This window comes from Cerasicoccus arenae (assembly GCF_014651635.1).
Lineage (GTDB): Bacteria > Verrucomicrobiota > Verrucomicrobiia > Opitutales > Cerasicoccaceae > Cerasicoccus > Cerasicoccus arenae.
The window spans coordinates 118819-145564 of the sequence record NZ_BMXG01000005.1; the positions used below are offsets into that span (position 1 = coordinate 118819).

Consider the following 26746-nt stretch of genomic DNA (forward strand, 5'->3'; position numbering starts at 1 on the left):
TATTATGAATAGCTCTCTTCACGCCTACGACAAGCCACACTGACGAACTGCCCCGTATTTGACACGCAGCAACGCCTTCGCGCGTGGTTCCTGGCTCTGGTTGGGGCCACCTAGGGGTGCTGCGATAACGCCTTCAAACGAGTTGGCGAAACGGGTTTTGTCGATTGAAGTGCGTTGCTAGCGGTTTAGACATTTGAGGATTTGGCGCGGTATAGCATAAAAGCACCAAAACCTATCAGGAAAATGGATACCCAGCATACCGCTATTCGATCCGATGATGTCGTTGAAAAGAGAATCAACGGTAGGATGAGTGCGCCAACAACCGTGATTAGCCAGCCTAGTAAGCGCAACTGGGTGTGGTCATTGCCCTCACCAACCTCAGCGGCAAAGTCGACAGGTGTATGCATGCGTTCGAAAAACTCGGTAACCTTCGCTCGGTAGCGATCACTGCTAAGTTTCCAACCCAGACAAGAGAGGAGAAAGCCCGAGGCACTGGCTAGGGCGGTAATGGTCAATGTTTCCTGGAAAATAAATTCGTGACCGGCTTTTTGTAAGGCCGCCACGGTGAGTGATCCTCCTAGGCCGGTTGTCACCGAAGCAATCGCCGCCCAAGAGGGAGCGCGGCGAATCCACAAACCCAAAATCATGGGGACACTCATCGGGACGCCCAGATAGCTACCAATCACCAACATGGTGTCAAAGATACCGTGTGTCTCACTCTGGGAAAAAAGATAAGCCACAAAGGTAATGATAAGCCCCAAGAACAGCGTCAGGACCTGCCCAACTCTCAGCCATTTCTCTTCATTGGCTTCAGCCTTCACTCGAAAAAGGCGTAATACAGCGGGGATGATGTCCTTAACCAAAATAGCGGCATTACGGTTTAGGCCAGTATCCATTGAACTCATTGTAGCGGCAAACATTGCTACGACCACTAGCCCGACTAATCCGATCGGCAAAAGCTCCAAGCTTGCTACTGCATAGGCTGCTTCAGCAGGCTTCGCGATATCGATGCTCTGCACGTGCCCATCAAAGAGTAGACGTGCAGTCATGGGGGGGATGAACCAGGCAAACATCCCCAACAATGTAAGGATCATGGCCAGAAGAGCGGCTTTTTTTGCGGAAGCCCCATCTTTCACGGCGAAGTAGCGCGGTGCACTGCCGAGAGAGTTGGCCTCCAATGTGTTTTTGAGAAAAAATGCGGTTGCCCAGCCCCAAGTGTAAGCGCCTGCAAAGCGCTCGATGTTGTTAAACATTTTGTAGTCATTGGCTAGACCAGCCTTCGCTACTGCTGCTTGAAAGCCTTCGAAGCCACCAAGATGGTATAGGCATAAACCAGTTACTGCCAAGGTCATGGGGATCAAGATTAGGCTCTGGAGAAAGTCCGTCGCCATGACTGCCCAATTGCCACCGCTGGTCGAGTAAACCAGCACCACGATACCAATCACAACGATAACTGTTTCCACCTTTAGGCCAAAAACTGCAGAACTGAAAATTGCTAGGCCATAGAGGTGTAGCGCCGCGTAGAGCACTCCGAGAAGAATACCGAACGCTGCGTATAACTGTTGGGTGCCTGGGCCGAAGCGATCGCGGATAACCTCCGGACCAGTCGTCAAACGCAGTTGACGGAACCATGGCGCGAAAAAGAGAAAATTCAGTAAGAAGCCAGCGGCATTTCCCAGGTAAATTATCAGGCAGCTAAACCCTGATTCATAGGCTACCCCCGCCGCGCCAGTGAAAGTCCAGGCGCTAAAGGACGCCATGAAAGCACTCATGCCGACTAACCACCAAGTTGCCTTACATCCGCCGCGAAAGTAGTCATTGGCGTTACGATTGAGCCGCTTGAAAAGGAGGCCCACCGCCAACATGAGAACGAGATAAGCTCCGATGACGACATACTCGACCGGATGTAGGTTTTGCATTGCAATCGTTCGTTTAGGAAAAAGGCCGAGTAATACGCTCAGCTCAATTGCCAACTTTGGCTTTGTTGACAGCCTTCAGGACTTGAGGGGCCATTATGTCATAGCCTTTGTCGTTGGGGTGGAGTCCGTCGTTGGCTAGATCCGCCGGTAGTTGGCCATTCTCATCCACCATCAAAGAGAACAAATCAAGGTAGACTGCGTCTTCCTCGGTGGCAATTCGACTGAGCCCCTCATTGATCTTCAAAATCCGTTCGGGAGGACGTAGTTCACTGCGCTCTAGCCGCGCTTCGCGATCCTTGTGGTAGTCGGATATAGGTAGGATTGAACAGATGATGAGCTTAATTCCTTGCTCCTTACAGCGCACAGCCATGGCACGCACATTGTCGAGGACTGCTTGATTTGAGTATCCCTTAGCTATGTCGTTGGTCCCGCCCAGAAACCATACCACCGAGGGTTGTAATGCGAGCACATCCTGCTCTAGGCGAGCACGCATCTGGCTGGTATCTTGTCCGCCAATGCCACGATTAATAAATCCCTCTTCAGGGAAATAATCATCGAGCTTCCATATGTCTGTAATCGAGTCCCCATAGAAAACGACCCGCTGTTCGCCAGGTGCTGGTGCCGCAAGATTTGCGTTCTCCTCCTCATAACGGCGGAGCTGGTCCGGGTCGGGCAAGGAGTCAGCCGCGTTTTCTGGTCCGTCAATCACTACCACGGAAAGGTCGTCGAACCAGACCGTGCCCGAGCTTTCAAAAAGAAAGAGGTCCAAAATCATTCGATTGGCTTCTTCGGGCACGATGACTTCAGTTGAAAAATATTCCCAGTCAAAGGTGTTGCTGGCTGACTTGAGAAAACCACTTTGGGCGTAGGCTTTTTTCTGTGCCTGAGTGTCCTCAGTGTTGCCGAATCCCAAGCGTGCGACTGCCCCCGGGCTTTTGCCACGAGGGTTCAAATCCTTCCCTTTCATCCAACCGGAAAACCGAAGAGTTTGACCGGGAAGAAATGGCATACGTGATTGGTTAACCGCTAAGCGCACAGGCTCATCTGATGAAAGCCGTAAGGAATACTCCCCCGAGTGTGCCTCGGTTTCATCCTGTGCAATGACGCTTGGGCTTCCCTTCACCAGCCCCATTGGGTTCGAGGCTGGTGGGGTCGGGAAATACATGCCATAATAACGCACCTTCGTTTTCGGGTCACTGGCCTCGAAAGAGGGGTTTTGCACCAAGTTATCCGCAGCAAGGCAGAACGTGATGCTTGAGATGAAGAGAAGGCAAACGGTGCTTTTTTTGGTATCCATTAATGACGTTTTTAGATAAGTAAGTGCGTTACCCCATGCTTTCATGGGATTTCAATAAGCGTTGTTGGCATTACCGAGGGTTTACTCGGTACCAACTCAAGAGATGCCAAACGTTATTGGTTGGCACGCTTGCGGCGATAGGCTACTACCAAGAAGCCAAGAGCACCGGCAAGAATCGCGTAATTGCTGGATTCAGGTATTACGGCAACAGAGTTGACGTTCAGGTTATCCACGAAAAGAGTCCCAGTGAATGGATCGGCCTTAGCCGTGTAGTTGAATGTGGCAATCGCCACGCCCGTGGCTAGGCCACCTGCGCCAGCCAAATCATCGCCGACCAATGTGCCATTGAGGTAGACATCCATCGTGTGAGATGCGACGGAACCACCGGCATAGTTGTAAATCGTATTGTCATTGTTGAAGACGATATCCAAAGAATTGGTCACATCTTTGCTATAAGTCGTGATGGTTCCACCATTAGGATCGACACCATTTCCAGAGCTTAGGAAAAGATTGCCATCGTCAATGAATACACCAAAGGCAGTACTACTATTGCCGGCCCCGCTGCCTAAGCGTAGGCTCCAACCACGACCTGAGTGAGCTTCGCCAGATGGATCATTGAATTGCATGCTGAATTGACCGTTCAACGTTCCGGTGAAGTTGGTAGCTCGCGCGATCATATTAGACGAAAAATTTATCAGCGAGAGCTGCCCATACTGATTGCCAGTAGAAAAGAGATTAGACGAATCTGTTTGAGCGGTTAGAATGTCAGCAGGATCTAATGCCTGCCAATTTCCTCCAGTGGGAACGTTCTGAGCCGGAGTATAAGACTCAAAGTTTTCCGTGAAAAGGACCGTGGCGTGAGTTAAAACTGGCACGAACAGAAGTGGGGCCAAGACGATCGATTTGATGTGGTTTGTTTTCATTGGTTATGTTGTTGGGGTTTGGGTATCGATTGATATGTTTTTTGGATGTGTTTCAAAGCGTTAAACGCAGGTAATGGTAGAGGGAGAAGGAGTGTACTAGGAACCCAGAGGCGGCAAATTTTTCAGCGATCCCATCGACACTTCACCAATTAAAAGCGTGCCAACAAAATCAAGTTCTGGGTCGGGCTTAGACTTGCTGGTGAAGTCGAAAGAACGAATTGGCTCTCCTGCCCCGAGACCACCGCAAGCTGTGATTGCTTGGGCAACTCGTTTTTGATCTAGCCAAACATCCATCGTCTGAGGCGGTAGGTTGCCAGCGGAGTAAGATATATCGCTTTGCGAATTGTTGAAAACGATGACCAGTTCATGCGCCTGATCGAGCCTGTATGAGGCGACGGTATCACCATTGGGCTCAACTGCTTTGCTGGAGCAAGGAATGAGATTCCCATTTTGGATCGATAAGGCGAATGCCGTATTTCTGTTTCCGGGCGATTGGCTGATCCGAAGTATAAACCCACCACCTTGATGTGGGGCATCCCTTGGATCTGCGAAAGTGCAACGAACGAAGCCAGCCTCTCCGACATCAACCGAGTATGGCCAAAGGCGAAAAAAAACGTTGTTTTCCCTGCTGATGTCGGAGATCTCCAGCATTTTTTTGAAGCTGCTACTACTAAAATGGTGTTCGGTATCTTGCCGTACGACTGAGTAGATCCCCTGAGCCGGATCTTGGCTCTGGGTTTTCCAAATCTTCTGTGCCCCCTGGCTTTCCATCAAAGGCTCGTTCGCCGTGTAGCCGTCGAAATCACACTGAAATTCAGGGGCGGCGCAAAGGGAGGAAGATATGCTTAATAGCAATAAGCAAGGGATAAGGGTTATTCGGGCTGTCATGCTTTTTGAGATTAGGGATAGTCAAGTTGAGCGGGCGTAGATTTCCCGGTTGATAATCGCTCGGACCCGTTCATTATTAAGAAAACGACGGATGTTCGCCAATGCAAATTGACCGCAGTGCTCATACAAATCAGATGTTGGTCCGCCAATGTGAGGTGAGCGCAGTATCGTTGGTGCGTTCCATAAGGGGTCATCTGGAGACAATGGTTCTCGAGTTGTAACATCAGTCGCGACGCGCAACCGATTTTCTGCGGCCAGTCGTATAAGGGCCGATTCATCAACAAGTGCTCCGCGACCTACATTGACGAATATGGCGTCTTCGGGCAGACTTGACAAAAGTTCTTCCGTGACTGATCCCCTCGTCTTTTCAGTAAGCGCTTCGCACTCGATCAGAATATCATTGTCGGCAAAAAGTGATTTCAGGTCACTAGCCGAATCAAGGCCATTCTTCTCAATTTCTTCCGATGGGACCGCATGAGAATAGGCGCTCATCTTGACGCCAAATGGGCGCAATAGATGCACGATTTGCTTGGCAATATTGCCAAATCCGTGGATGCCCACTCGTTTCTCGCGGAGGGTGCGAGTTCGTATTGTCGTATGGCGATTCGAATAGCCTCCTATATAACTTTCTGCTGGAGGATGCCATTTGGTCAAATTACGGGCGCAAGCGAGGACCAGCATCACTGCGTGCTCCGCGACTGATACAGCCGCCAGTGTGCCCCAATTGGTGACGAGGACTCCGCGATCGATCAATTCTACTGGCAGGAATGACCGAACCGAACCACTCAAATGACAGATGTATTCGGCTTTGAACCAAGAGTTCTCTATTATATCGTTACTAAGCCTTGGCGTTGCCCATCCGGTGACAATAATGCTGGGCTCAAAATGGCGAATGAGTTTTGACCAGTTATCGCCGCTAAGCTCGTTATCGGAGGCATAGTGGATATCCGCCTGCAAGCCTTCTACATTAATGCCTTGCGGGAAAAACTTTTCAACATCCAGCGTAGTCAAAGCGAACAGAATGCGATGCCTCACCCGACTGTCGCCAGCACTTGGCTCAAGCTGGGCTGTATCTCCAATGGTTTGCTTAGGGGAAACACTATGCATGGCCAGAATGTATAGGCCATCTTGACCTGCTGCAAAAGACCTAGATTACACACACAGGCGAGTGGAGGGCTTATGGCATCCGTAAAAGCTTATTGTTACGGCTTCTTTATCAACGGTGGCAGGGTCTTCCCTTCGCTCCATACTCCCTCGATATGAAGCCTCTGGACCCGTTTAGGGATTCCACGCTGCCCTCGCATGACCATGGTAGTCAACTGATCAATTGCCACCTCACCAATGTGGAACGAGTCTTCAAAAACGCCCGCTAAGTTAGATTTATTCGTGTAAAGCAATGGACAGGCCAACCCTATGTTTTCTGGGATACTAAGCTTGTTTTCATCAAGGTGCCTTAGCACCAAATTGTCCCCGATGACAACTGCTTCAGGACGATTTTTCCAGACCCATTGGTGAAAGCTATGCATGTTCTCCCATTCATAATCAAACACGATGGGCTTTTCGCCGATTTGATATTGAGCTGCGAGATAGCCTGCTAGGAAATTATGATCCGCCCGCTCATCATGAGAACGATGAAAGGCAAATGCGATTTTCCGGTAGCCGAGCTGATGCATCTGTCTCATCGTTTGGGCCATTGCACGAAACTGCGTCGAGGTCACCGTGTGCAACGCTGGTTTGATGAGGGAGTAGCCAAAGGTCACAAAACAAAAATGGTCCCAAGGGAAGTCAATCACACTGCTCCCCTCAGGCTGTGGGCACAATAGGACGCCATTAATGTTCCGAGCACGAAAGATTGATGCAATCCGTTTCGGGCTAATCACATTTTTATCCAGCTCAAACACCTCCAATTGATAGCCATGAGAAATTGCGCGGCTTTTGGCTCCCTCGTAATAAAGCCGAAACGTTTCGATCGCTTTCCAGTAGTATTGTTCGGAGCTAACAACTAACCATGCCAGCGTACCCTGATAGCTCCGTTTCTGCATACGCCCTCGGTAGCTGGCCAGCGCAGACAGCATGGGATCAGGCTGATAGCCTACCTCTTCAGCTGCCCGAAAAATACGCTCACGCGTCGCAACGGGAATGCTGGGGTGCTGCTTAAAGGCTAGAGAAACCGTTGCACGATGTACGCCCGCTTTTGCGGCTACATCCTTTTGAGTTGGGCGTCTGCTCTCCATACTAGTCTGTGTAAGTAAATGTAAAGTTGAGACTTCAGTCAACTTCATACACAGTCGCTTTCATGAAGAATACCCTCCGTTGCTTACCCCGGCACGCATTTACTTTGGTTGAGCTATTGAGTGCCGTAGCGATTATCGGAATCCTTGCGGCGATATTGATTCCAGTGGTTGGTAGCATTAGGTCCAAGGCACATTCAATCGAGTGCACCAATAATCTGCGGCAGATTGGGATGCTCGTGCAGATGTACACTCAAGACCACAAGGGCCAACTTCCCGGGCCATTACGTGGCGGACAAGATCCTCGCTATCCCTACAGTAAAAATAATCCTCAACAGTTGGTCCACTACTTGGATGACTACATAACGCTTGATACGACAGTGGAAGATACATCTAGGGCGAAAATAATGATCTGCCCAGCTTTCGTGCAAGAGATTAGCCATATAGACGTTCGTTGTTATGAAATACGCATCAGCAAATTAAGAATGCTTAATGGGAAGGTAGAGGCTCCGTTTGGCTACCCAAGTAGAGGTGGTGAGGAAGCAGCCGATCCACCCAAAATGCTGGCTTCCATCGCCGATCCATCCAAAGATTGGATGATGCAGGATTTGGATAAAATAGGCACGCCCAGTTACCAAAACGACCCCTTTACGCCAGAAGGACCTGTGCATGGTAGCGTCCGCAATACCCTTTTCTTTGACGGTCACGTCGAAGCCTTGAATGCACTCTAACAAGTTCGGACAACGACTGGTTACTCTCAGATGAAAATCCATAGCCTTGGCCTACTTATGGTCGCAGCGTTTAGCTTGTCCTTACCGTTAGAGGGGGCGCGTCATGATGATCGCCCCTTCATCAATGTCCAAGTGATTGATGACTACCTCGATAAATACGAGGATGGCTGGCGTGAGCGTATACCCGCCGAAGGCTCACGGCTCTTTTACCGGGAAGCAGACTGGCCGAAAGTAATCGCTATGCTCAATGGCGATCAGGAACTGCGGCCCCAATACCGAAAGGATGTACTAGCCATCGCCGATCGCCTTGCCCAAGCGCCAACAAAAGCTTACATCACGCCAGAAGAAGTCAGCGAGAATACAGGGCAGGAACTGTTCAAGACCGAGCAGGAGCTTTGGCAACGTCGGGTTGGCGACGATATTTTCCTACTTTGCTTAGCCTTAAAAATTACGGACGACCCAGCTTATGCCAAGCAACTACATGACACTGTCATGGCTGGTTGCCAATATCCTCAATGGGGACGACGCAAGCACAACATGGATCTTGCGTGTGGCCACATGGGCCGCGCAATCGCATTGGCGTGGGACTGGCATCGCGAGCTATTCAACGATGAAGAACAAGAAAGAATCAGAAGCACAATTCGTGAGCGATTGAATAATTTATTCGCTGCACTTACTGGGGGCAATTTCTGGTCCCGCAGTTATACTGAAAATCACAACCATGTCAACGTGACCGCATTGGGCATGGCGGGAGTGGCATTTTATGGAGACATTCCTGAGGCGCGTGAGTGGCTGGCGGGTGCTTGCGCCAATTTTGAGCTGGTTGCTAAATATAGCGCAGTTGATGGCAGCTCAGACGAAGGAGTTCCTTATTGGACCTATTCGCTTTCCTTTATTCTGCAATTTATCGAAGCCACTAAGCATGTTACCGGGGCGGATCGATACTACGATATGCCCTTTTTACAGAACGCGGCGTCTTATCGCATAGGCTGTTCGACGCCAGGATTCGCCGGAACACTTCCGTGGGGAGACGCTCCATTGAGAGACTACTACGGTGCCCAGCATATGTTAGCCAGACTTGCTTCCCAATACAATGACTCAGGGGCGCAATACGTCATGGAACACCTTCCTTATGAGCCGCAGGGCGGTAACGATGTCGAGGCCTTACTTCTGATGTGGTATAATCCCAAGGTCCCGTCCGTAGCACCTGCATCCCTAGATTATCACGCAACGAGTTGGGACACGGTCAATACCCGCAGTGGCTGGGGTAACGGAGACTATCTTCTGGCAATCAAATCTGGTTACACGAACCGTAATCACAGTCACTTGGATGCTGGCGCGTTGGCCTTTGTTTTTGGTGACACTTGGTTGCTACTAGCACCGGGGTATGGCAAAGGTTCTGGTCAACGAGATTTCTGGCAATCTCACGGTCCGCGATGGGAATTTTTCTCCAACTCCACCGAGTCTCACTGTACTCTGTTGATCAATGGAAAAAACCAGTTGTTTGATTCAAACACCCGCGCTACCATTGACACATATGTGAGCACTCCCGGCCAGCAATGGACATCCATCGACCTGTCGGATGCCTACGGCGAAGTAATACAAGTCCGCCGTAATGTACTGCATGTTCGCAATGAATACATCCTGACTCTGGATCAGGTCTCAGCGAATGAACCTGTGGATGTTGAATGGTTGGCTCAGGTTCCTAGTATGGCCAACGTGAAGGATGGCCATATCACGATAGCGGACCGCTCCGGAGAGCTAGACATGAATCTGATCAGCCCATCAAGCGCATCCTTTCTCCCACGTGAGGCCACGAGTCTTCGCTTCGATAAACCCAACCCACAGCAGGAGACTTATAGCGCATCCGTCAAGGGCCAGAAGGTGGATATCGCTGTTCTGATGCAACCACGTTTTCGTAACGCGCCCGTTGAAGATCTTCGGGCAACCAGCACACAATCGTCGGATGGCGGCTGCCGGGTATCGGTTAAGTCTGAGAGATGGGCTGACCAAATTATTGTTCATCCGACCGTTGCTTCAATCAATTGGGAAGAAGAAACGAATGTTCAACTGCCAGACCTTGACGCTCAGATCGGTTATATTCGCATCGAAGATAGCATTGTCACCCGGGTGTTCGCTGTGCGGGCAACCAACCTAGACAGTGCGCCTCTCAAGTTGACCTCATCAAAGGCCACTAGCTTTTCTTTGAAAAATTTTGATGATGCGTGGGTATTACATTTCGACGATCAGTTTACCGGCTATTTGCAAATTGCTGAGGGTCTGAAAATCTTCGATGAGCAGTTGGAAATGATCACAGGAAAAGGCGCGTTGGAGTTTGCGTCCGGAAGCTATCTGCTGGCCCGCGATGCTCAGAGTGCATCGAAAACCATAGAACAGGCAAAGGCTGCTTACCCAATGCATGAGCTGCCATCACTGCCCGTTGCCAAAAGATACCGTCTCCCACCAGCCCCAAGCGAGATAAACCTAACCTGGGAAGCCGAACAGGATTACCTATTCAGTAATAGCAGCGCTGCCGTCAGCCCTAAGAAAGGTGCCTCGAAAGGTCTTGCCCTGAAAGGCTTTGGTAATAAGCGCGGGGCTGAGTCCCTACAATGGAAGATCAACGTAAAGCGGGCAGGTGCCTACCACCTTAAGTTGCGTTATTGCATTGGCGACAGCAATGCCACGGTCGCGCTACTGGTCGACGGTGCCGCCCCCAGCAAGGCAGCTTTGAAAGTGAACCTGGAATCGACGGGTGGTTGGTCCAATGTAAGTGACGATTGGCAAGAAGTCACGCTCTGTAGCCCTGATGGAAAACCCATTTCGATCCCTCTCTCGATGGGTAGTCACGTTATCGAACTTACGGACCCATCCAGCCCGATCAACATCGACAAGCTGACCCTTTCTGGGTTTTGATAGTAAACGGCACCGCCTATCTCTGGGCCATTACTTGGATATAATTCGGTGGAGTTGATGATGCCGGAATGTGACTGGAGCTAGATGGTCTACGGCATCTCTACGCCAGAACCTCAAAAAACCAACCAAACCAGTAAAAAACAACCCGACCAGAATCTTCTCATAATCAGTGGGACAAAAAGTGGGACTCAGCCAGGGGCTGACGAAAATTTATATGTCCTCCCGCTCGGTGCGCTGGTATCTGGACGAGGTTGAAGGCTTGGCTGAATCTCGCAGCCTGATAGCCTGATCTTTCCTAATGTTACCTTAATGGGAACACTGGGTGTCCAGAAATTTGAAAAGTGTCCCGCAGGTGTCCAATGGGACTTTTCTGACCTTGGTCGAAATTCATAACCTGTTGATTATGAATGGTGCCAGAGGGCAGATTTGAACTGCCGACCAAAGGCTTATGAGTCCTCTGCTCTACCACTGAGCTACTCTGGCTTTCCCTTGAATTTCAACGACTTACACATGCATTTTTGCTGAAATTTTGACTTTATACGCCTGATTTATACGGTGTTCATAAATTTTCAAAAACATGAGCACGCGCAACAAGGTCAAATGGCAGTTGGTCAAAACCGTCGAAAATCTGTATAAGAACGAGGAAAGCGGGCGATACTACGTTCGGCTCTACTACAGTCAAGGAGGAAAGTCGAAATCTACCTTTAGGAGTCTCAGGACGGGTCGCATCAGCGTGGCTAAGCAGAGAATACGCGATTATCTCAGTGACCATGAGGCGGGTAGGGCGAACCTGAACGCGGTGGCGAACTCTGAAACGACTTGGAGTGAGTTGTCCCGGGCATATATTACGAGCGTTGATAGTTCGACCGAACTGAAGCCGCGAACCAAGTCATCCCGATTGGTTGCCTTGAAGCGGGTTGAGAAATATTGGTCCGGGTTCCAAATCGAAGGCAAAACCGCTCTCGGCTAGTTCCATTAATAAGACCATCGATGCGCTATCTTTGTGTCTTTCCTACGGTGTAGAGGTTGGGCTTGGGCTTGTCGCGCGGAATGTAGCCAAGGGGCTTCCAAGGGCACATGTGCCGATTCAACGGTGGCTGAGTCCCCGTTTTTGGCCCACCGATTATGAGAAGATTCTGGTCGGGTTGTTTTTTACTGGTTTGGTTGGTTTTTTGAGGTTCTGGCGGAGGGAGTCCGTAGGACGACCGTAGCCAGGGCCTGTTGATGATTGTTTGGCAAATTGGGCAAGGCGTGAGCAATCCCAGAGATCGGTGTGGTCCTTCGTGATTATGCAGGTGGCGGTAATCATCGAAGATGACGCGTGATTCGCTTAAGGTTGAAGCTTTCGACGAAGCCGTTCTACCAAGGGCAGCAGGGATTTGATATAGATGGTCTTGATGCGGTTGTCCTTCAACTCCATTCTGACAAGCGAGTTTGGAATGACAAGGGCTCGCATTGAAGGCGTTAATCGCTCGCTTGGCATAAGTCGAATGGATACAAACCCCAAGGTTTCACAGCATACATTACACCATAGGCACGGGCAATGCGCTCAATTGCTTTTTATCGGTCTCAGACGAGAATATACGAGCACTATGCTAGCTCAGCTTATGGGGAGCAGGTCACAACTCTAAGCCTTTACTCATCGAACGGATCGTAAATTTGAATCTTCGAGGCTGGCTTGTGTCGTTCTGGAACGCGGATGTAGCGGCGAGATCGATTGGAGCTCAATTTGATTTTCAGGGAGGGCTTGGTATTGCTTTTTGTATTGGCCTGGGGTCATTCCGACCAGTTTGCGGAAGACTTTGGCAAAATGCACGGGATCCGAAAACCCAGATTGCCCAGTTGCATCGCTAATATAAGAACCAGGGCGGCGCAGTATCTCCATAGCCAGATCAATTCGAATCCGGCGAATATATTCGCTCAAGTTGCCCTCAGTATGTTGTTTAAAAGTTCGGCTGAGAAAGTCAGGGTGGCAGTTGAGATGGGCGGCTATTGTTTTAATGTTAAAGTTCTCGCCGACATTTTCTTCGATGTAGCGTAGGGTCTCCTTAATTACGTAAGGCATGGGTGCCTCGGTATTGTTTTGGTATTTATTGAGGCTGGAGCCATTACTCGCTATAAGCTCTTTGTACCAGAATGCGGAGTCCTTAAGCTTTCGATTTTGATTTTGATAGTCGACGTAGACAAGCCCGAACCGATGCTTGTAGCCTTCTTGCCACTCAAAATTATCCATGAATGACCAATGGAAATAACCGCGAATGTCCACTCCGTCATCCAGCGCTTTTTTCAGTGAGATGAGATATCCGATCAGAAAATCGATGCGATTGTTATCGTGAACCGAGCCATCTCGATTGACTTGGTCGCCGCTGGATAGCCCATTTTCAGTAATAACAATTGGCAGCTTGTAATGTTCGTGGATGATTCTAGGTCCCCAGTAAAGTGATTCTGGCGCTTGGTGCCACTCATAAAGTGATAGTGGCTGTCCGGGGGCCTGTTCGGCAGCAACTGGGGTGCCTTCGGAACTCATCGTTACTGGCACGCCTTGAAATATATTGCAGCCAAAGAAATCAATTGGCTGTTTGATAATATCAAAATCGGAGTCTGGAACCTTAGGCGCTGCCTTGCCGTAAATTCTGAGACCATCCTCGGGGTAGCTGCCAAATACGACCGGATCCACCCACCAGCTATTGTTCCAGATGGTGTCAGGAAAAATCGATTTGGCGGCTTTTTCGGCAGCTTTGATGTCGTCCAACTTATTAGTCGCTGGGCAAAAAACCGGTCCGGCGGGTGCCCAGCCGATATTGGGCTTACGCTTTGATTTTTCACGGATTACTGACACTGCTCTGCCATGGGAAAGGAGAACATTATGCCCTGCTAACAAAATCTCACGTAAATCTAGTCTTAGTCCTGGCGCGTGCTCGCCAGTGTGATGCCCCAGTTCGAGGAAGCACTGCGGTTCATTGATAGTGATCCAGTGCTGCACGCGGTCAGATAAGCGATCGACTACTGCTGATGTATACTTGGCGAACCAAGTTGGTATATTCGGGTTCAACCAGCCTCCTCTCAGGAACAAGGCATAAGGGAAATCCCAATGGAATAAGGTGACCCAAGGTTCAATTTGGTGCTCCAGTAGGGTATCAACCAATGAGTCGTAAAAGTCCAAGCCGGCTTGATTTACCGTGCCTTCACCCTCTGGGATAATTCTCGGCCATGAAACTGAAAAGCGATAGGCATTGATTCCCATTTGGCTCATCAGCGCGACATCGTCACGATAACGATTGTAATGGTCGCAGGCGATGCGACCATGTTGGTTTCGCCAAGCTTTTCCAGATTGATCTGTAAATTTATCCCATATGGAAGGGCCTTTGCCGTCCGCATCCCAACTGCCTTCGATTTGATAGGATGACGTTGAAACTCCCCAGGCGAAGTTTTCTGGAAATGCCTTATTAGGAGTGTTCATAAATATACAGGGAGATCAGTGATTGTTTGAAAGCGGTGTTAGCCTATTTTCACTAAAGGCGATTTTTCTCCTACGTAGTTGGCATTGTCAATGCCAACGGCTGAGGTCTATTCCAATTCGAGCGGGTGAGGATTGCGAGTGTCAATGCCTGCTTGAATTTGACGCACTCCCAATTTTCATGTCAGAGATAGACCCTCGAATTCTCATTTGTGGACTTGCTGCAATCGCCCGTGATGCTCGATGGGGTAAGGAGGCTGGGAAAGAAAGGCGGCGATGGGCGATTGCCGCTGTGGCTATATTGCATTGGTCGGTTATCGTCTGTGATTTGGTCGGAAACCGACTAACGGATGAGGCCATTTATAGTATATAGTGTGTTCAAGTCTCCACAGGTTTGTCTCATTTCGTTAATGCCGATAAATTGCATCCAACTCATAACAACCCACTTAAATCGATGTACGTCCCATCTTTGAAAACAAACACACACCGCTATGTTATACTGACACTTTTTGCGCTGATTAACTTGCATGCAAGTGAACCAACGCAGACAGCTGTTCTGTTTGACATGTCGAGCGCTGAAGCAATCAATTCATCGGAAACGGAGAACGGTGCCAGTGTGTCAATCGAGGATGGAGCGCTCAAGGTTTCTTTCGATAAAAGTAGCAGCTATCCAGGGGTAAACCTTAGGCCTGCTGGTGGCGCTTGGAACCTGTCTGAGTATGGCGGAGTCGAAATGACATTTGTCAACAATGGCCCCGAAAAATATGGAATTGGTCTTAGGCTGGATAACCCCGGCAACTGGAAAAACAACCCTTGGAACACTGAAGTCGCATGGGTCGAATCTGGGCAGGCCAAGACCATTCGAGTTACTTTTGGACAATCATACGGTAACAAAGGTTACGCCTTGAATCCGTCGCAAGTGAACAATATCAAAATTTTGGTGGATAGGCCTAGGCAGGCGGGTAGCATCTCCGTGCAATCATTAAGAGCGATTGGTGAGCCGGTCACCTATGAGAAAGCCGCTGCGCAGCCTGATCAGCCGGTTAAAGCAAAGCAATTGAAGCCGAGCTTTAATTCGCCTTCAATTTCAGGAGAACTGATCGACTTGAGCAAGAAGGGAAGCTTGTCCGATTATCGGACGAGTAATTCCAGTATCAAGATTGTAGAGGACGATTCCAGCTATGCGTTGGAAATGGATTTCGGAAAGGGCCGTGGATATCCGAATGTACAATTCCCCATTCCTGATGGCGGTTGGAACCTTGAGCACTTTGCCGGTTTGCAAATTGTCCTAAAAAACAATGGTGATCACAAAGTGAGAATTGGTGTAAGGACGGACAACCCAGGCAATTGGAAAGAATCGCCTTGGAATACCGACATGCATCACATTGGACCCGGAGAGACCAAAACAATCCAAACCGTCTTTGGCCAAGAAAACGGCGCACCATCCTACCCGCTTAATCCAGTCAATATCAGCGGTATTCAGGTGTTTGCCGATAATCCAAGCAAGGCGGGGTCAATTCAGATCATGGATCTCCGTGGCTATGGAACGGCCGAACAGCGCGAAGCTAAGGAAGCTCTTTCCACGCCCGAGGACCGAAATGTCCCGGCCAAACTGCCATCTTGGATCGGCAAACGCCCCCCAGTGGAAGGTGACTGGGTGATGACCCTCAATGAGAATTTCGATGAAAAGAAATTGAATCTTTCACTCTGGACACCTCGGCTTTGTTGGGACGGCCCGGCTAAGGGTGAGACTCAGCGATATCTAGAGGAAAATGTCACCGTACAAGACGGGTTCATGAAAATCCTCTGCGAGGTTAACCCCGGGCACCAATACAATGATCCGAAACTCGATAGTCGCGTATACGCAACAGGCGCGGTCACAACGTTGGACAAATGGACACAGCGTTACGGCTATTTTGAAGCTCGCTTGAAGCCGCCAACCGCACGGGGACTCTGGCCAGCATTCTGGCTGATGCCGGATCGTGGCAAGGACAGCGGATTAGATATCTGGCAGCGCCGTGACACTGGTGCGAAGAATGGTAAGGGCATGGAAATTGATATCTTCGAACATCTCACTGAATGGGGCGGAGGACGCTATAACATCGCCACTCACTGGGATGGATATGGATCTGATCATAAGCAATGGGGTAGCTCTCATACTTATTATGGACCAACCGAAGACGGTTTTCACACGGCTGGACTCCTTTGGGAACCAGGCAAATTGACATGGTATCTCGATGGGGAGAAAAAAGGAGAATGGGAAAATGAGCGTATTGCTGATGTGCCCGCCTACATCAAATTCACCATACAGATGGGCAGTTGGGCGACTAAGAACGTGGATGACGCAGCCTTGCCGCAATATTTTGAAATCGACTACGTGCGGGCTTGGCAACTGAAGGAGCACCAATCGTTAGCAGAGTCCCGAAAATGAGAATGAATGAAGTGCCGCACGGCCGAGCAACACGTCTACGCCGCGGCATCAATCTTAGCCATTGGTTTTCGCAAGTTTACACCGATGACGGTTATTGCGCTGAACATTTCGACAGTTACATCCAAGAGCCAGATATTGAATTGGTTCGCACGTTAGGATTCGACCATGTTCGTTTCCCCGTTGCGTGCGAACCAATGTTGGCGAATGGGAGTACCGGGCAAATTAGCGAAGTAAAAATGGCCCGCTTGAAGAAGGCAGTCGAATTACTCCTCGAGCATGAGCTTTGCGTAATACTAGACATTCACCCCGAGACGCCTTTTAAAGAACGTTTAGCCTTGGATGACGCCTCAGTAGCTGCATTTACTGAGTTCTGGAGAGTGCTAGCAACTCGCATGAGTGATTTCGATCCGGAGCGCCTATTCCTTGAAGTGCTCAATGAACCTTGCATATGTAATCCTTCGCGTTGGTCTTGGATTCAAAACCAGTGCGTTGCGGCGATACGAGAGGCTGCGCCGGAGCATACTATTATTGTATCGGGCGATGAATGGTCGCAACTCCCGCAGCTACTGTTGATCGAAATGCCTGAGGACGACAATGTGATTGCTAATTTCCACATGTACGAGCCTTCATCGTTCACGCATCAAGGTGCCAAGTGGGGTAGCCCTTGGATGTGTGAAACGAAAGGCTTAGCTTACCCCTCTAGGGGCTCCAACGCGAAAGTCCTGCTTGGTTCGGTCGAAAATGATGAAGCGCGTAGGCAACTGGACGAATATATTGAGCTGGACTGGGATCACGCTGCCTACCGTCGCTATATTGCTCCGGCAGAGCGTTTCCGCTTGGAAAACAATGTTCCAGTCATGTGCAACGAATTTGGCGTATACAAAAAATACGCTCCGCGGGCATCTCGTTTACGGTGGACGAAGGATGTGATCTCTGCATTCGAATCGGCGGACATTGCGTGGACTATGTGGGATTACGCTGGCGATTTTTCAATTGTGAAAACGGATTATGGGAACAGGACCCCGGACCTGGAGTTGCTAAGGTGCATGGGGCTTTTATTGGAACAATAAACGATTCAAAATTCGCTGGCTTCGATAGTTCTTGAGGTTTTTAATCAGAATGCCCACAGCGACCCAGTTCCAGTTGAAGCCTTTTTCTCTTTTACTTTGTTGCTCATCGATTACTAGGACTGGATTTCGGCACCGTGAGGCTTCTCTCGGAGTGTGCTTGTTACGCGAATATTGTCGCGACAAGGGGCACCGTAGGGATGGCCCCATCCTTTCGCCCAGAAACGGGAACCGCCGGATGCTGGGCAATGAGCATCCGACGGAATCTTTCTACTTTATTAAGATTGGTCCGGTTCGGTTCGCCCTGCGAGAGTGGGCTGAGTAGACTGTACGCCATCGACCTCAGAGGCCAAGTCTGCGCGCTGCCAAACACGCACATAGTCGATAACAAAATCGCATGGAAGTTGCGCATCGTCTATGCCATTATTATCCCAACCACCGGAAACGTGGGTGAACATCATGTCCGATTCGACACTAGAAATACGAGGTGACTCCCAACGGGCCACGACCTCCCCATTTGCATAAAATACCGCTTCACCCGGTGTCCAAAGCAAGCCAGCTGTGATGTATCCCTCGGCATCTGGCTCGAAGTAAATCGTGGTCGACCCAGTTTGCTGGTGGTCCTTGCCATATCCGTTCCAGTGCATTGCAATATTGTAGCGATAGACGCCCCATCCCGATAGAAACTCCATGATATCAAACTCCATTCCTTTATTTCCACTATCTTGGCGTTTCCACTGAGGGCCAGCATCAAGGCCGCGATCAGGCATGAGCCAAAAGGCAGGCCAAAGTCCAGGTGCCTCCGGTAGCTTCATACGGGCTTCGAAATATCCGTAACGCTGCACCCACTTGCCATAGGTATCGATAAAACCAGTGGCGTAATCGGTCACCTTGCCTTCAGGACTATCGGCGTGCGGCCCCTTCTTTTTCTCAAAGCGGAGTCGGCAAACTCCATCGCCAACGATCACGTTATCTTTACTGAAATGACTACGCTTGTCCCAGTAATTTGGAGTGTAGACGTTCCATCGGGTGAGGTCGATTTCATTGCCATCAAATTCTTCATTGAATGTCACAGTCCAATCGCCTTCTACGGGCGGACGCTTGCCAATCCATTCGGGCAGGGCCTTTGTTGGTGCGCCGGCGATAATTGATTCAATCCGCATGCTCTGGGCTTCGCCAGAAGGGTCAGCTAGTATGGCGATCGATCCTACCGCATTGCTGACAAATCGTGTGCCCGTACCCTTCTCTGACTGCCAGCTCGTCTTCACCGAACCTTTGATGCCTGTCCAAGGAACTTCAGGGATAAATGACACAACAATGTTGCCCTCTCCACCTGGCGGAATTGGTCCGGAAGAAAAAACATCGGTGCCGCCCGGTTGACTGAGTGCGCGCGCCCGTGGAGAAACTGGACTCGTGCCAGTGTTTTTGATGCGTATGGCGACAGCGACTGACTGTCTCAGATCCCATTTACCGATAATCGGATTGATAGAAATCTTTCGGCCCTTACCCTTGGTGAAATTGACGTCCAGTGCAGAGCCATCGTTTACCAGTGTGGCCTCAGCTCCATCCGTTGCAACAATTTGGGCGGGCAGTAATTTAACCTCAGCCCCAAGAATCACACCTTTTGGCGGTGCCGTGCGGACCGAAGCAGGGTTAACCGGCGGTGTTTCTCCCGCCGGGCCAGCAGCCTTGATCGAAACGATGCGAAACTGCTTTTCCGCCTTAGATGTCTTTCCGGTAAAAAATAGCAACTGCGACACTTTAGAAGGATCCAGCTTGTAACCAGGCTTGAGACCATAACTGTGGCCGAAGATGACCTTAAGGGTTTTTGTCTCGCCGGGTTTCACTGTCGTTGACTCTGTGTTCCAAGGATTATCCTGCCAGTTGCCAGAATTATCTACTCGCAAAGAAAGGGGCAGTTTAGTTTCCCCGGTATTTTCTATTTCGGCTTCGATATGGCCGAAATCCGATAAATCCCAAGGCGACCCGTCAGTCGACGTGATCCCAAGTCCGGGATATCCTTCTGGTCCCATTGCTATAATCACATCGATTTCGGAAGCAGAAGAATGAGGATTTCGTTCAAAAGTAACCTGGCTGCTGCTCGGCTTCATGGAGCCAATGTCCAAAACGCGTTCGGTGGATTCATTCGCTTGCAGAGGGATAATTGACGCCAAGGAAAGCAATGTCCCCAACGTGAATGTGGAAAAAGTGAAATTTCCGGGTAAGTAACGATTTGAGATTAACATTTGAAGTCTATTCTATCACGTTAGAAAATAATAACACTGGCGGGGTCCGACTAAAGGCCTGTCATTTTCTGATCAAGAACAAGGCTTAGTTTAGCCAATTTTCCCTACTAATGTCTAGATGAAAGCCTTATTTGGGCAATGAGTTGCATTTGCCCCGAGAATGGGTAAATACTAAAGGTCAGCAGCCTAATTGTAACGCATAGAGTCAATTGCAGACCGGCCACCGCCTAACTTTGAAATGAACAATTGGATGCAGTGATTTTCTTTTCTCAGCCTGTAGCGCAGAGAAGTTTAGCATGGTTGGTAAAGTCATGCTCGTGGTTGGCTTATATCGGTTCTGGGTATTGTTTCTGGATCGGCCACCTTGGATCAGGAAAAGACTGGACTCCAGTCGGTGGGCGACTAACGCGTCTGCTTGATATGTGTTATATTACTATCCACAGTCCTTAATGCCCCCCCCTGTTCGGGAAATATTAGCAAGCAAGCATGCCTTTAACAATCCGATGCCAATAAAACACGATAATCAAAGCATAACTAAATTTCCTTCGCACTTCACATGGGGCGCTGCAGCAGCAGCATACCAAATAGAAGGCGCTTGGGATTCCGACGGAAAGGGGCAATCCGTCTGGGATGCCTTCACCAAAAAAAAGGGAGCGGTTTGGGAAGGTCACAGTGGTAATGTTGCGTGTGATCATTACAATCGTTATGCAGAAGATATTGAGTTAATGGAGCTGATTGGTCTTCAGGCCTATCGCTTATCGGTGTCCTGGCCTCGTGTCATGCCTGAGGGCGTGGGGAAGGTAAATCCACGGGGTATTGAATTTTATGACCGCTTAGTCGATCGCCTACTCGAATCAAATATCGAGCCTTGGGTGACTCTTTTTCATTGGGATTATCCACATGAATTAGACCTCAAAGGAGGTTGGTTGAATCCTGATAGCCCTAAGTGGTTTGCTGATTACACCAAAGTTGTGGTCGAGTGTTTGTCTGATCGTGTTTCCAATTGGATCACCCTGAATGAGCCTCAATGCTTTATTGGGCTAGGGCATCTGGTTGGCGAGCATGCGCCGGGAATGAAGCTCAGTCTTCAGAAGGTGCTACAGGCAGGCCATAATGCATTGCTCGCCCATGGCCTTGCTGTTCAAGCCATTCGGACAAACACCAAGCAACCGGCTAGCATCGGTTGGGCTCCTGTAGGTGCCGTACATTATCCGCATACTGATTCGAAGGAAGATTGTGCAGCAGCAATGGCGGGTATGCATGCTGTGTATGGAGACAACGTCTGGAATAACCGTTGGTGGGGCGATCCTGTTGTTCATGGCTTCTATCCTGAGGAAGGATTGCGCGCCTATGGCGCTTCAGCGCCCAAAGTTAAATCGGGCGATTTTGACATCATCAAACAACCAATCGATTTCTACGGTTGCAATATTTACTCCGGAGTTCCAACGAAGGCAGGCAGTAATGGTAAGCCCGAGGTGGTAACCTTACCGGCTGGATCGCCGCATACACATTTCCTCTGGAATAGAACGCCCGAAGCATTATATTGGGGAACGAAGTTCCTCGCTGAACATTATAAGCTTCCTGTTGTGGTGACGGAAAATGGTCTGTCCTGTAATGACTGGGTGACTCTCGATGGGCAGGTGCCGGATGCCCAGCGGATAGATTTCCTTCGACGCTACCTTCTTTGCTTGGAAAAAGCCATCGATGAAGGTGTGGACGTTCGTGGTTACTTTCATTGGTCGATTATGGATAATTTTGAATGGGCGGAAGGATACAAACATCGGTTTGGACTGATCCACGTTGATTATGAAACCCAGAAGCGCACACTGAAAGATTCTGCCTACTGGTACCGAGGAGTCATTCGGTCGAATGGAGCTAGCCTTGGCCATTTTTCAACTGCTGATTCTACCTCCGCAGATTATGAAGAAAAAACCGCCGCACTATATTCCTAAACCCCACGGATTATTTGCCGATGATGAGATGAAAACCACGCGACCAATTGCAAGAATGCCTCCGATTAAAAGATGAAATATAACAACAGGATCGGAAACATAATTAGTCGTCGATCCATCTACCCCGATTAGCTCATCAATAAAAACACTCAGTTGCTAATGAATACCCCAAGACAGAAGAGCGAGTGCCGTAAGCGCCAGGGGTTCGCTCTGGTTCTCAGCCTCAGTCTGATGTCATTTCTGGTGCTGCTCATTTTGTCTTTAGCGATTCTGACCAAGCTGGAAATTCAGTCGTCGGCAAACATGATGCAGCGCAATCAGGCTCGCCAGAATGCGCTTACCGCTCTCAATATTGCGCTTGGTGAGTTGCAGAAATACGCGGGGCCAGATCAACGCATAACCGCACGCGCGGATTTGCAGCATGGTGACACATCCGCCAATCCGTATTGGACTGGAGTGTATGGTAATTCGATTGCAGCCAGTTACACGACAACGCCGGAGCAAATCGCAACCGACCTCACTGACGCCAATAAAGTCGACTCCCAAGGATCGTCGGCCCGGTTGCTAAGTTGGTTGGTTAGCGGTAATGAAATGGTTCCGTTTAATCCAACCACAGATATCGGCACCTCCGGTGAAATTATCAATGCGCCTGATGCATCCAGTATTCCCTTCAACCCGGTCACAGTCGTAAGCAATCTGAACGATAGCACGGCAATTACTGCGACAGATCTAGTCATTCAAGATGTTAATGGAAGTCCTCGGGCGGCGCGTATATTGGTTGGGGACGGTGTAACTGCTGATTCCAGTGATTTTGTGGCGGTCCCTTTAGTTGATCTTGAAAACAATACGGGTGCGAAAGTGGGTGGCTATGCGTGGTGGATCGGCGACGAAGGTGTCAAAGCTCGCGCCAACTTACCCTTGGTTACTGAAAGCAATAAAAAGCTGAACGCGTTCGTTAGCGCTTCCCGTACCGCAGTTGAATTGATGTCGGATGGCGGCGAAGATGACGATTCTCTGGTTGGTGATCGGATTGATGTAGCCTACAATCCCGAGGATGCCCGTTTGGAACGCATTGAACAACTTGAAGAACTGCCATTAGTATCCCTTGAGCCCGTTGACTTTTCGACGAAGCTGAAGTATCGTTTTCACGATCTGACGACCCGTTCGCAGTCCGTAATTGTCGATACTTACGCTGGTGGTTTGAAACGAGATCTATCCATCATTCTCGACGAGTCCTTCATTCCTGCTGTAGATGATCCCACTGCAGATGTGAATCGACTTTGGGTTCCACATACTGGAGATACCTTGGGTTTTACGCCAGGTTTTGCGATTCCAACATGGAGACATTTGCGTTCATTTGCGCAAACGAGGGTTCCGACGACAGGCACCGATGCGTTTAAGATGGAACCAATTCTTCCGGCTCATGATAAAGCGGATAATGGAGGGGAAACATTTCCAGACCATGTGGGCATTGCTCCGGTTATAACATATTTTTCGATGGGGTTCCGAGCTGCTTACAACAATCCCATTGAGGTGGAAGGGATTGAACCGGAGATACACTTGAATCTTTACCCCCTCGTAGTCATCTGGAATCCGTATAACTTTACGCTAAAACCTCCACCCGATTCAGAGGGATATTACGAAGTCGGAATTTATCCGACTTACAATGTGAAACTCGATCTTGAGGCTTTTGTAGCGAGGGATTCGGCGGTGCCGGAATGGACAAATATCACTTCATTTGATTTTCAAAGGGATACTGATGGTGATCGGACTAAGACGGAGTTTATCCGTTTTCGATTAAAATGCCCAGAGGATGGAATTCCCCCGGGACAGAGCTTGATTTTTTCTCTGCCTGATGATTCTACCGCCCTTTATGATCAGAAGAATGTTCTTTATAACAAAGACCCCTTGGATGGGTATGTGTCTGTTCCATTCACTCCTACTGGTTCTAAAACACCCATAAAAGCTCTATCGGAAGAGGTATTTGCGGATTACAGGTTAGTGAATAACTACGAGAGATCCTATGATGCGGATGGAAATGTTACTCATGAATCTAACCGAGGGTCTAGCTTCAGTAATAATGGAGGTGGCGCGATGTACATCTATATTGGTGAGCCGGTCGAGCAACCCATTTACGTTGGATGGCCGTCTCCTGACGGGCACATTGTGCATAACCCTTCTTGGGGGCCTCGTCGTTGGTATAACACCCATCAACAAATTGGATGGGATAATAACAAGGTAAAAGTTCTAGACGAAGCATCGCATCAGCAAGAGCCAGGGCAGCTACAATACAAACCGCCCTTGGATGATGCCTACGTTTTCCTGACTCAGGCCCTCTTTTCTGGGCAAGGGCAGAATGCCCAGCTCGATACTGATCAGTTCATGTTCACCACACGTTGGCTTGCCCAAGGCAATATGCGGGCGGTTCGCTCCGGCAGAACTCGTAGGGATGGGAACTTCAATGTGTTATACACTGCAACGACCGGTAACGTTAAAACGCCATGGCAAAAATTCAGCAATGGCAGTGGCTCAGAAGAACACCGGACTTCGGCTGGAAATGGCCACGATTGGATAGCCAATGAGCCGGTTGATGCGATTTTGTATGAGTTCCCTTACGAGGATCAGCCAATATTTTCGATTGGCCAGCTCCAGCACGCAAATCTTTCTTTGGTTGGGGCTTATCCGTCATACCCAATTGGCAATAGCTTGGCAGATTTTCGTTTGAATGAGAAATCGTCTACTCCAATTGGCTATCAACTAGCTCGCATTGATGCGACTAATCAGGGTGGGATTAATCAATTACGTAATGATCAACGAGGCTACTATGATATATCCTTCCTCTTGAACCGCACGCTTTGGGATCAATATTATTTTTCGACAGTACCCGCAACGGGTGATGTTCCTGACACACTCCCGAATACACGCTATGTAGAATACAATGATAGCGTTGATCTTCAGGATCCTGATAAGTCTGCTGCTGGATTAATGCTGAATGGCGGGTTCAATATCAACTCAACTTCAGAGCAGGCTTGGCGCGCCGTTCTTGGCGCTACGAATCAACTGAAGTATGATCCAGAAGATGCGTTAGGCGGGAATCCCTTGAATTCCGCTTTCTCTCGCTTTTCTCGGCCAAACTCGGACGATGATCTCGGGAGTGACACAAGTGACGCCATGCATAAAGCATGGGATGGTTACCGCACATTGACGGAAGAGGAAATCGCTCAATTGGCTCGGAATATTGTGGTGGAGATTCGCAACCGGGGACCATTCGTTTCTCTCTCTGACTTCATCAATCGCCGACTCGTTGATAATCCAAACACGAACGATGCGACTGTTGGCAATACCGCCCATGAGCATGAAGATTTTAGGGGCACCATTCAAGCTGCCATTGATCGGACGGCTACGCATAGTGACGACGATGGAAATGATGCATTTCCCTCCAACGATGGTACGGGCTTATTCTGGCAGGCTGACGAGATGGCAACCAGAGGGGACTCGACGAATTACAACCACAATCAAGGCACTCAATACGCCTATTACAATCAGGCACGACTGGAGGGAGCTGATGTGCCGGCACGACCATATAGCAACCGCTCTTCGTTTGCTCCCAAATACATTAGTCAGGCGGATATCCTTGCGACTATTGGTTCGACCCTTTCTGCTCGTTCAGACACCTTTGTCATTCGGGCCTATGGCGAAGTAGTTGATCCGTTTAATCCCGCCGAAGTTCGTTCGCAAGCATGGTGTGAGGCGGTGGTCCAGCGCTATCCCGAATACATCAACGATACAGTGAATGCTCCGGAGGACAATCCGTCCAAACTCGATGCGTTAAACAAGCAGTTTGGCCGAAAATTTAAGATACTTTCATTCCGATGGCTCTCCGCAGACGAAGTTTAATTTTTCTCAGCATATTACTCTCTTTTTCGGGTATTTTGAACGGACAATCGCGTAGAGAAGAGGCGCCGATTGCCGAATTCAGGGTCATTGCCATGTCTGACTTGGCGACGCTCTTTTATGATGTTGATGGTAAGAAGGAAGTGATTCACGCGGGACTGGGGGCTTTTTCTCGACTGTATCCGTCGCCGAGTAACCGAAGAGTGGTGTTTTATCGAGAAGACCCGAACCCTGACCCAAGAAAGCCACCGATCAAAGCCACCGTTGCAGATGCAACTTTGCCAAGTGGAGAGGGCCCTTATCTCGTGCTGTTGATTAGTAATCCATCACCTGAGGGGTTTCCATTCAGTACGCTCGTGATTGATCACTCGTTGAAGGTACATCCAGCCAACAACTATCGAGTTTTTAATTTCTCAAAGCGCCGCATGGCGGTACGACTGGCGGAAAAAGATATGCTTCTAAATCGTGGCGAGTCAGAGACTGTTCCTTATCCCGATGCGCGTAAGGCTTGGCTGAAGGTGGCCGCTGATGAAGAAGGGAGCTGGTTGGTCGTTACCAGTTCCTCGCATTCGGTAGGCTCTGATTCAAGGACGACCGTCTTTATCGTTGATATTCCACCATCAGAACGTGACCCCGATCCCAAGGGAGTTGTCGCGAGAAGAATGCGTGAGCGCATCGTAACGGATGAATTTGGAGAACAGCACGTTAAATAGTAACTAGGGCCTGTTCTAAAAGGTCTTGCTGCTTTACTGTGCGGTGAGGCATTCTTTGGATATGTCAATTCGACCTTATCT

At 49.4% G+C, this 26746-nt stretch carries 16 protein-coding genes and 1 tRNA gene; 8 read left to right on the forward strand and 9 right to left on the reverse strand.

Annotated elements, in window-relative coordinates; translation table 11 throughout:
* Nucleotides 1-185 precede the first annotated feature (185 nt).
* From IE065_RS05410 to IE065_RS05435, 6 genes are all read right to left on the reverse strand, one after another.
* A complete protein-coding gene (locus tag IE065_RS05410) occupies nucleotides 186-1919 on the reverse strand; it encodes a sodium:solute symporter family transporter (RefSeq protein WP_189512654.1) in 1734 nt (577 codons plus the stop codon).
* 43 nt (nucleotides 1920-1962) lie between these two features.
* On the reverse strand, nucleotides 1963-3216 hold the full coding sequence (locus tag IE065_RS05415) for a GDSL-type esterase/lipase family protein (protein WP_189512657.1): 1254 nt from the start codon (nucleotides 3214-3216) through the stop codon (nucleotides 1963-1965).
* Nucleotides 3217-3329: 113 nt separating this feature from the next.
* Nucleotides 3330-4139 (reverse strand): hypothetical protein, encoded by an 810-nt coding sequence (locus tag IE065_RS05420; RefSeq protein WP_189512660.1) that lies wholly within the window; start codon nucleotides 4137-4139, stop codon nucleotides 3330-3332.
* Nucleotides 4140-4235: 96 nt separating this feature from the next.
* Nucleotides 4236-5027, reverse strand: coding sequence for a hypothetical protein (locus tag IE065_RS05425; protein WP_189512663.1), 792 nt, complete (start codon nucleotides 5025-5027; stop codon nucleotides 4236-4238).
* A gap of 21 nt (nucleotides 5028-5048) precedes the next feature.
* A complete protein-coding gene (locus tag IE065_RS05430) occupies nucleotides 5049-6134 on the reverse strand; it encodes a hydroxyacid dehydrogenase (RefSeq protein ID WP_189512664.1) in 1086 nt (361 codons plus the stop codon).
* A 95-nt stretch (nucleotides 6135-6229) separates the two neighbouring features.
* Nucleotides 6230-7261 (reverse strand): LacI family DNA-binding transcriptional regulator, encoded by a 1032-nt coding sequence (locus tag IE065_RS05435; RefSeq protein WP_189512665.1) that lies wholly within the window; start codon nucleotides 7259-7261, stop codon nucleotides 6230-6232.
* A 62-nt stretch (nucleotides 7262-7323) separates the two neighbouring features.
* Between IE065_RS05435 and IE065_RS05440 the strand changes: the two genes are divergently transcribed.
* Both IE065_RS05440 and IE065_RS05445 read left to right on the forward strand, forming a co-directional pair.
* Entirely contained in the window at nucleotides 7324-7989 is a 666-nt protein-coding gene (locus tag IE065_RS05440) for a type II secretion system protein (protein ID WP_189512847.1), read from the forward strand.
* 30 nt (nucleotides 7990-8019) lie between these two features.
* A complete protein-coding gene (locus IE065_RS05445; protein WP_189512666.1) occupies nucleotides 8020-10905 on the forward strand; it encodes a DUF4962 domain-containing protein in 2886 nt (961 codons plus the stop codon).
* 408 nt (nucleotides 10906-11313) lie between these two features.
* Here the strand turns inward: IE065_RS05445 and IE065_RS05450 are convergent.
* Nucleotides 11314-11388: transfer RNA gene (locus IE065_RS05450), tRNA-Met, on the reverse strand.
* 94 nt (nucleotides 11389-11482) lie between these two features.
* On the opposite strand from IE065_RS05450, the gene IE065_RS05455 reads away from it, so the two are divergent.
* Nucleotides 11483-11875, forward strand: a complete 393-nt coding sequence (locus IE065_RS05455; RefSeq protein WP_189512667.1) for a hypothetical protein — start codon at nucleotides 11483-11485, stop codon at nucleotides 11873-11875.
* A gap of 669 nt (nucleotides 11876-12544) precedes the next feature.
* Here IE065_RS05455 and IE065_RS05460 read toward each other — a convergent pair.
* A complete protein-coding gene (locus tag IE065_RS05460) occupies nucleotides 12545-14365 on the reverse strand; it encodes a GH1 family beta-glucosidase (protein WP_189512668.1) in 1821 nt (606 codons plus the stop codon).
* A gap of 562 nt (nucleotides 14366-14927) precedes the next feature.
* Here IE065_RS05460 and IE065_RS05465 point away from each other — a divergent pair.
* Both IE065_RS05465 and IE065_RS05470 read left to right on the forward strand, forming a co-directional pair.
* Entirely contained in the window at nucleotides 14928-16793 is a 1866-nt protein-coding gene (locus IE065_RS05465) for a family 16 glycosylhydrolase (protein ID WP_189512669.1), read from the forward strand.
* 2 nt (nucleotides 16794-16795) lie between these two features.
* A complete protein-coding gene (locus IE065_RS05470; RefSeq protein ID WP_189512671.1) occupies nucleotides 16796-17863 on the forward strand; it encodes a glycoside hydrolase family 5 protein in 1068 nt (355 codons plus the stop codon).
* 275 nt (nucleotides 17864-18138) lie between these two features.
* On the opposite strand, the gene IE065_RS05475 is transcribed toward IE065_RS05470, so the two are convergent.
* Nucleotides 18139-20106: a glycoside hydrolase family 16 protein gene (locus IE065_RS05475; RefSeq protein WP_189512673.1), complete on the reverse strand. Its 1968-nt coding sequence runs from the start codon at nucleotides 20104-20106 to the stop codon at nucleotides 18139-18141.
* Nucleotides 20107-20609: 503 nt separating this feature from the next.
* On the opposite strand from IE065_RS05475, the gene IE065_RS05480 reads away from it, so the two are divergent.
* The 3 genes from IE065_RS05480 to IE065_RS05490 all read left to right on the forward strand — a co-directional run bounded on the left by IE065_RS05480 (nucleotide 20610) and on the right by IE065_RS05490 (nucleotide 26665).
* Nucleotides 20610-22058, forward strand: coding sequence for a GH1 family beta-glucosidase (locus IE065_RS05480; protein ID WP_189512675.1), 1449 nt, complete (start codon nucleotides 20610-20612; stop codon nucleotides 22056-22058).
* 159 nt (nucleotides 22059-22217) lie between these two features.
* Complete coding sequence (locus tag IE065_RS05485) at nucleotides 22218-25955, forward strand: hypothetical protein (RefSeq protein WP_189512677.1); 3738 nt, start codon at nucleotides 22218-22220, stop codon at nucleotides 25953-25955.
* Nucleotides 25931-26665: a hypothetical protein gene (locus IE065_RS05490; protein ID WP_189512679.1), complete on the forward strand. Its 735-nt coding sequence runs from the start codon at nucleotides 25931-25933 to the stop codon at nucleotides 26663-26665. The genes IE065_RS05485 and IE065_RS05490 overlap by 25 nt, the downstream gene beginning before the upstream one ends.
* Nucleotides 26666-26746: the final 81 nt, after the last annotated feature.

Bases quoted from the DNA above. Each gene is read 5' to 3' on its own strand.
- IE065_RS05410 (WP_189512654.1), bottom strand. From the start codon at position 1,919: ATGCAAAACCTACATCCGGTCGAGTATGTCGTCATCGGAGCTTATCTC.
- IE065_RS05415 (WP_189512657.1), bottom strand. From the start codon at position 3,216: ATGGATACCAAAAAAAGCACCGTTTGCCTTCTCTTCATCTCAAGCATC.
- IE065_RS05420 (WP_189512660.1), bottom strand. From the start codon at position 4,139: ATGAAAACAAACCACATCAAATCGATCGTCTTGGCCCCACTTCTGTTC.
- IE065_RS05425 (WP_189512663.1), bottom strand. From the start codon at position 5,027: ATGACAGCCCGAATAACCCTTATCCCTTGCTTATTGCTATTAAGCATA.
- IE065_RS05430 (WP_189512664.1), bottom strand. From the start codon at position 6,134: ATGCATAGTGTTTCCCCTAAGCAAACCATTGGAGATACAGCCCAGCTT.
- IE065_RS05435 (WP_189512665.1), bottom strand. From the start codon at position 7,261: ATGGAGAGCAGACGCCCAACTCAAAAGGATGTAGCCGCAAAAGCGGGC.
- IE065_RS05440 (WP_189512847.1), top strand. From the start codon at position 7,324: ATGAAGAATACCCTCCGTTGCTTACCCCGGCACGCATTTACTTTGGTT.
- IE065_RS05445 (WP_189512666.1), top strand. From the start codon at position 8,020: ATGAAAATCCATAGCCTTGGCCTACTTATGGTCGCAGCGTTTAGCTTG.
- IE065_RS05455 (WP_189512667.1), top strand. From the start codon at position 11,483: ATGAGCACGCGCAACAAGGTCAAATGGCAGTTGGTCAAAACCGTCGAA.
- IE065_RS05460 (WP_189512668.1), bottom strand. From the start codon at position 14,365: ATGAACACTCCTAATAAGGCATTTCCAGAAAACTTCGCCTGGGGAGTT.
- IE065_RS05465 (WP_189512669.1), top strand. From the start codon at position 14,928: ATGTCGAGCGCTGAAGCAATCAATTCATCGGAAACGGAGAACGGTGCC.
- IE065_RS05470 (WP_189512671.1), top strand. From the start codon at position 16,796: ATGAATGAAGTGCCGCACGGCCGAGCAACACGTCTACGCCGCGGCATC.
- IE065_RS05475 (WP_189512673.1), bottom strand. From the start codon at position 20,106: ATGTTAATCTCAAATCGTTACTTACCCGGAAATTTCACTTTTTCCACA.
- IE065_RS05480 (WP_189512675.1), top strand. From the start codon at position 20,610: ATGCCAATAAAACACGATAATCAAAGCATAACTAAATTTCCTTCGCAC.
- IE065_RS05485 (WP_189512677.1), top strand. From the start codon at position 22,218: ATGAATACCCCAAGACAGAAGAGCGAGTGCCGTAAGCGCCAGGGGTTC.
- IE065_RS05490 (WP_189512679.1), top strand. From the start codon at position 25,931: ATGGCTCTCCGCAGACGAAGTTTAATTTTTCTCAGCATATTACTCTCT.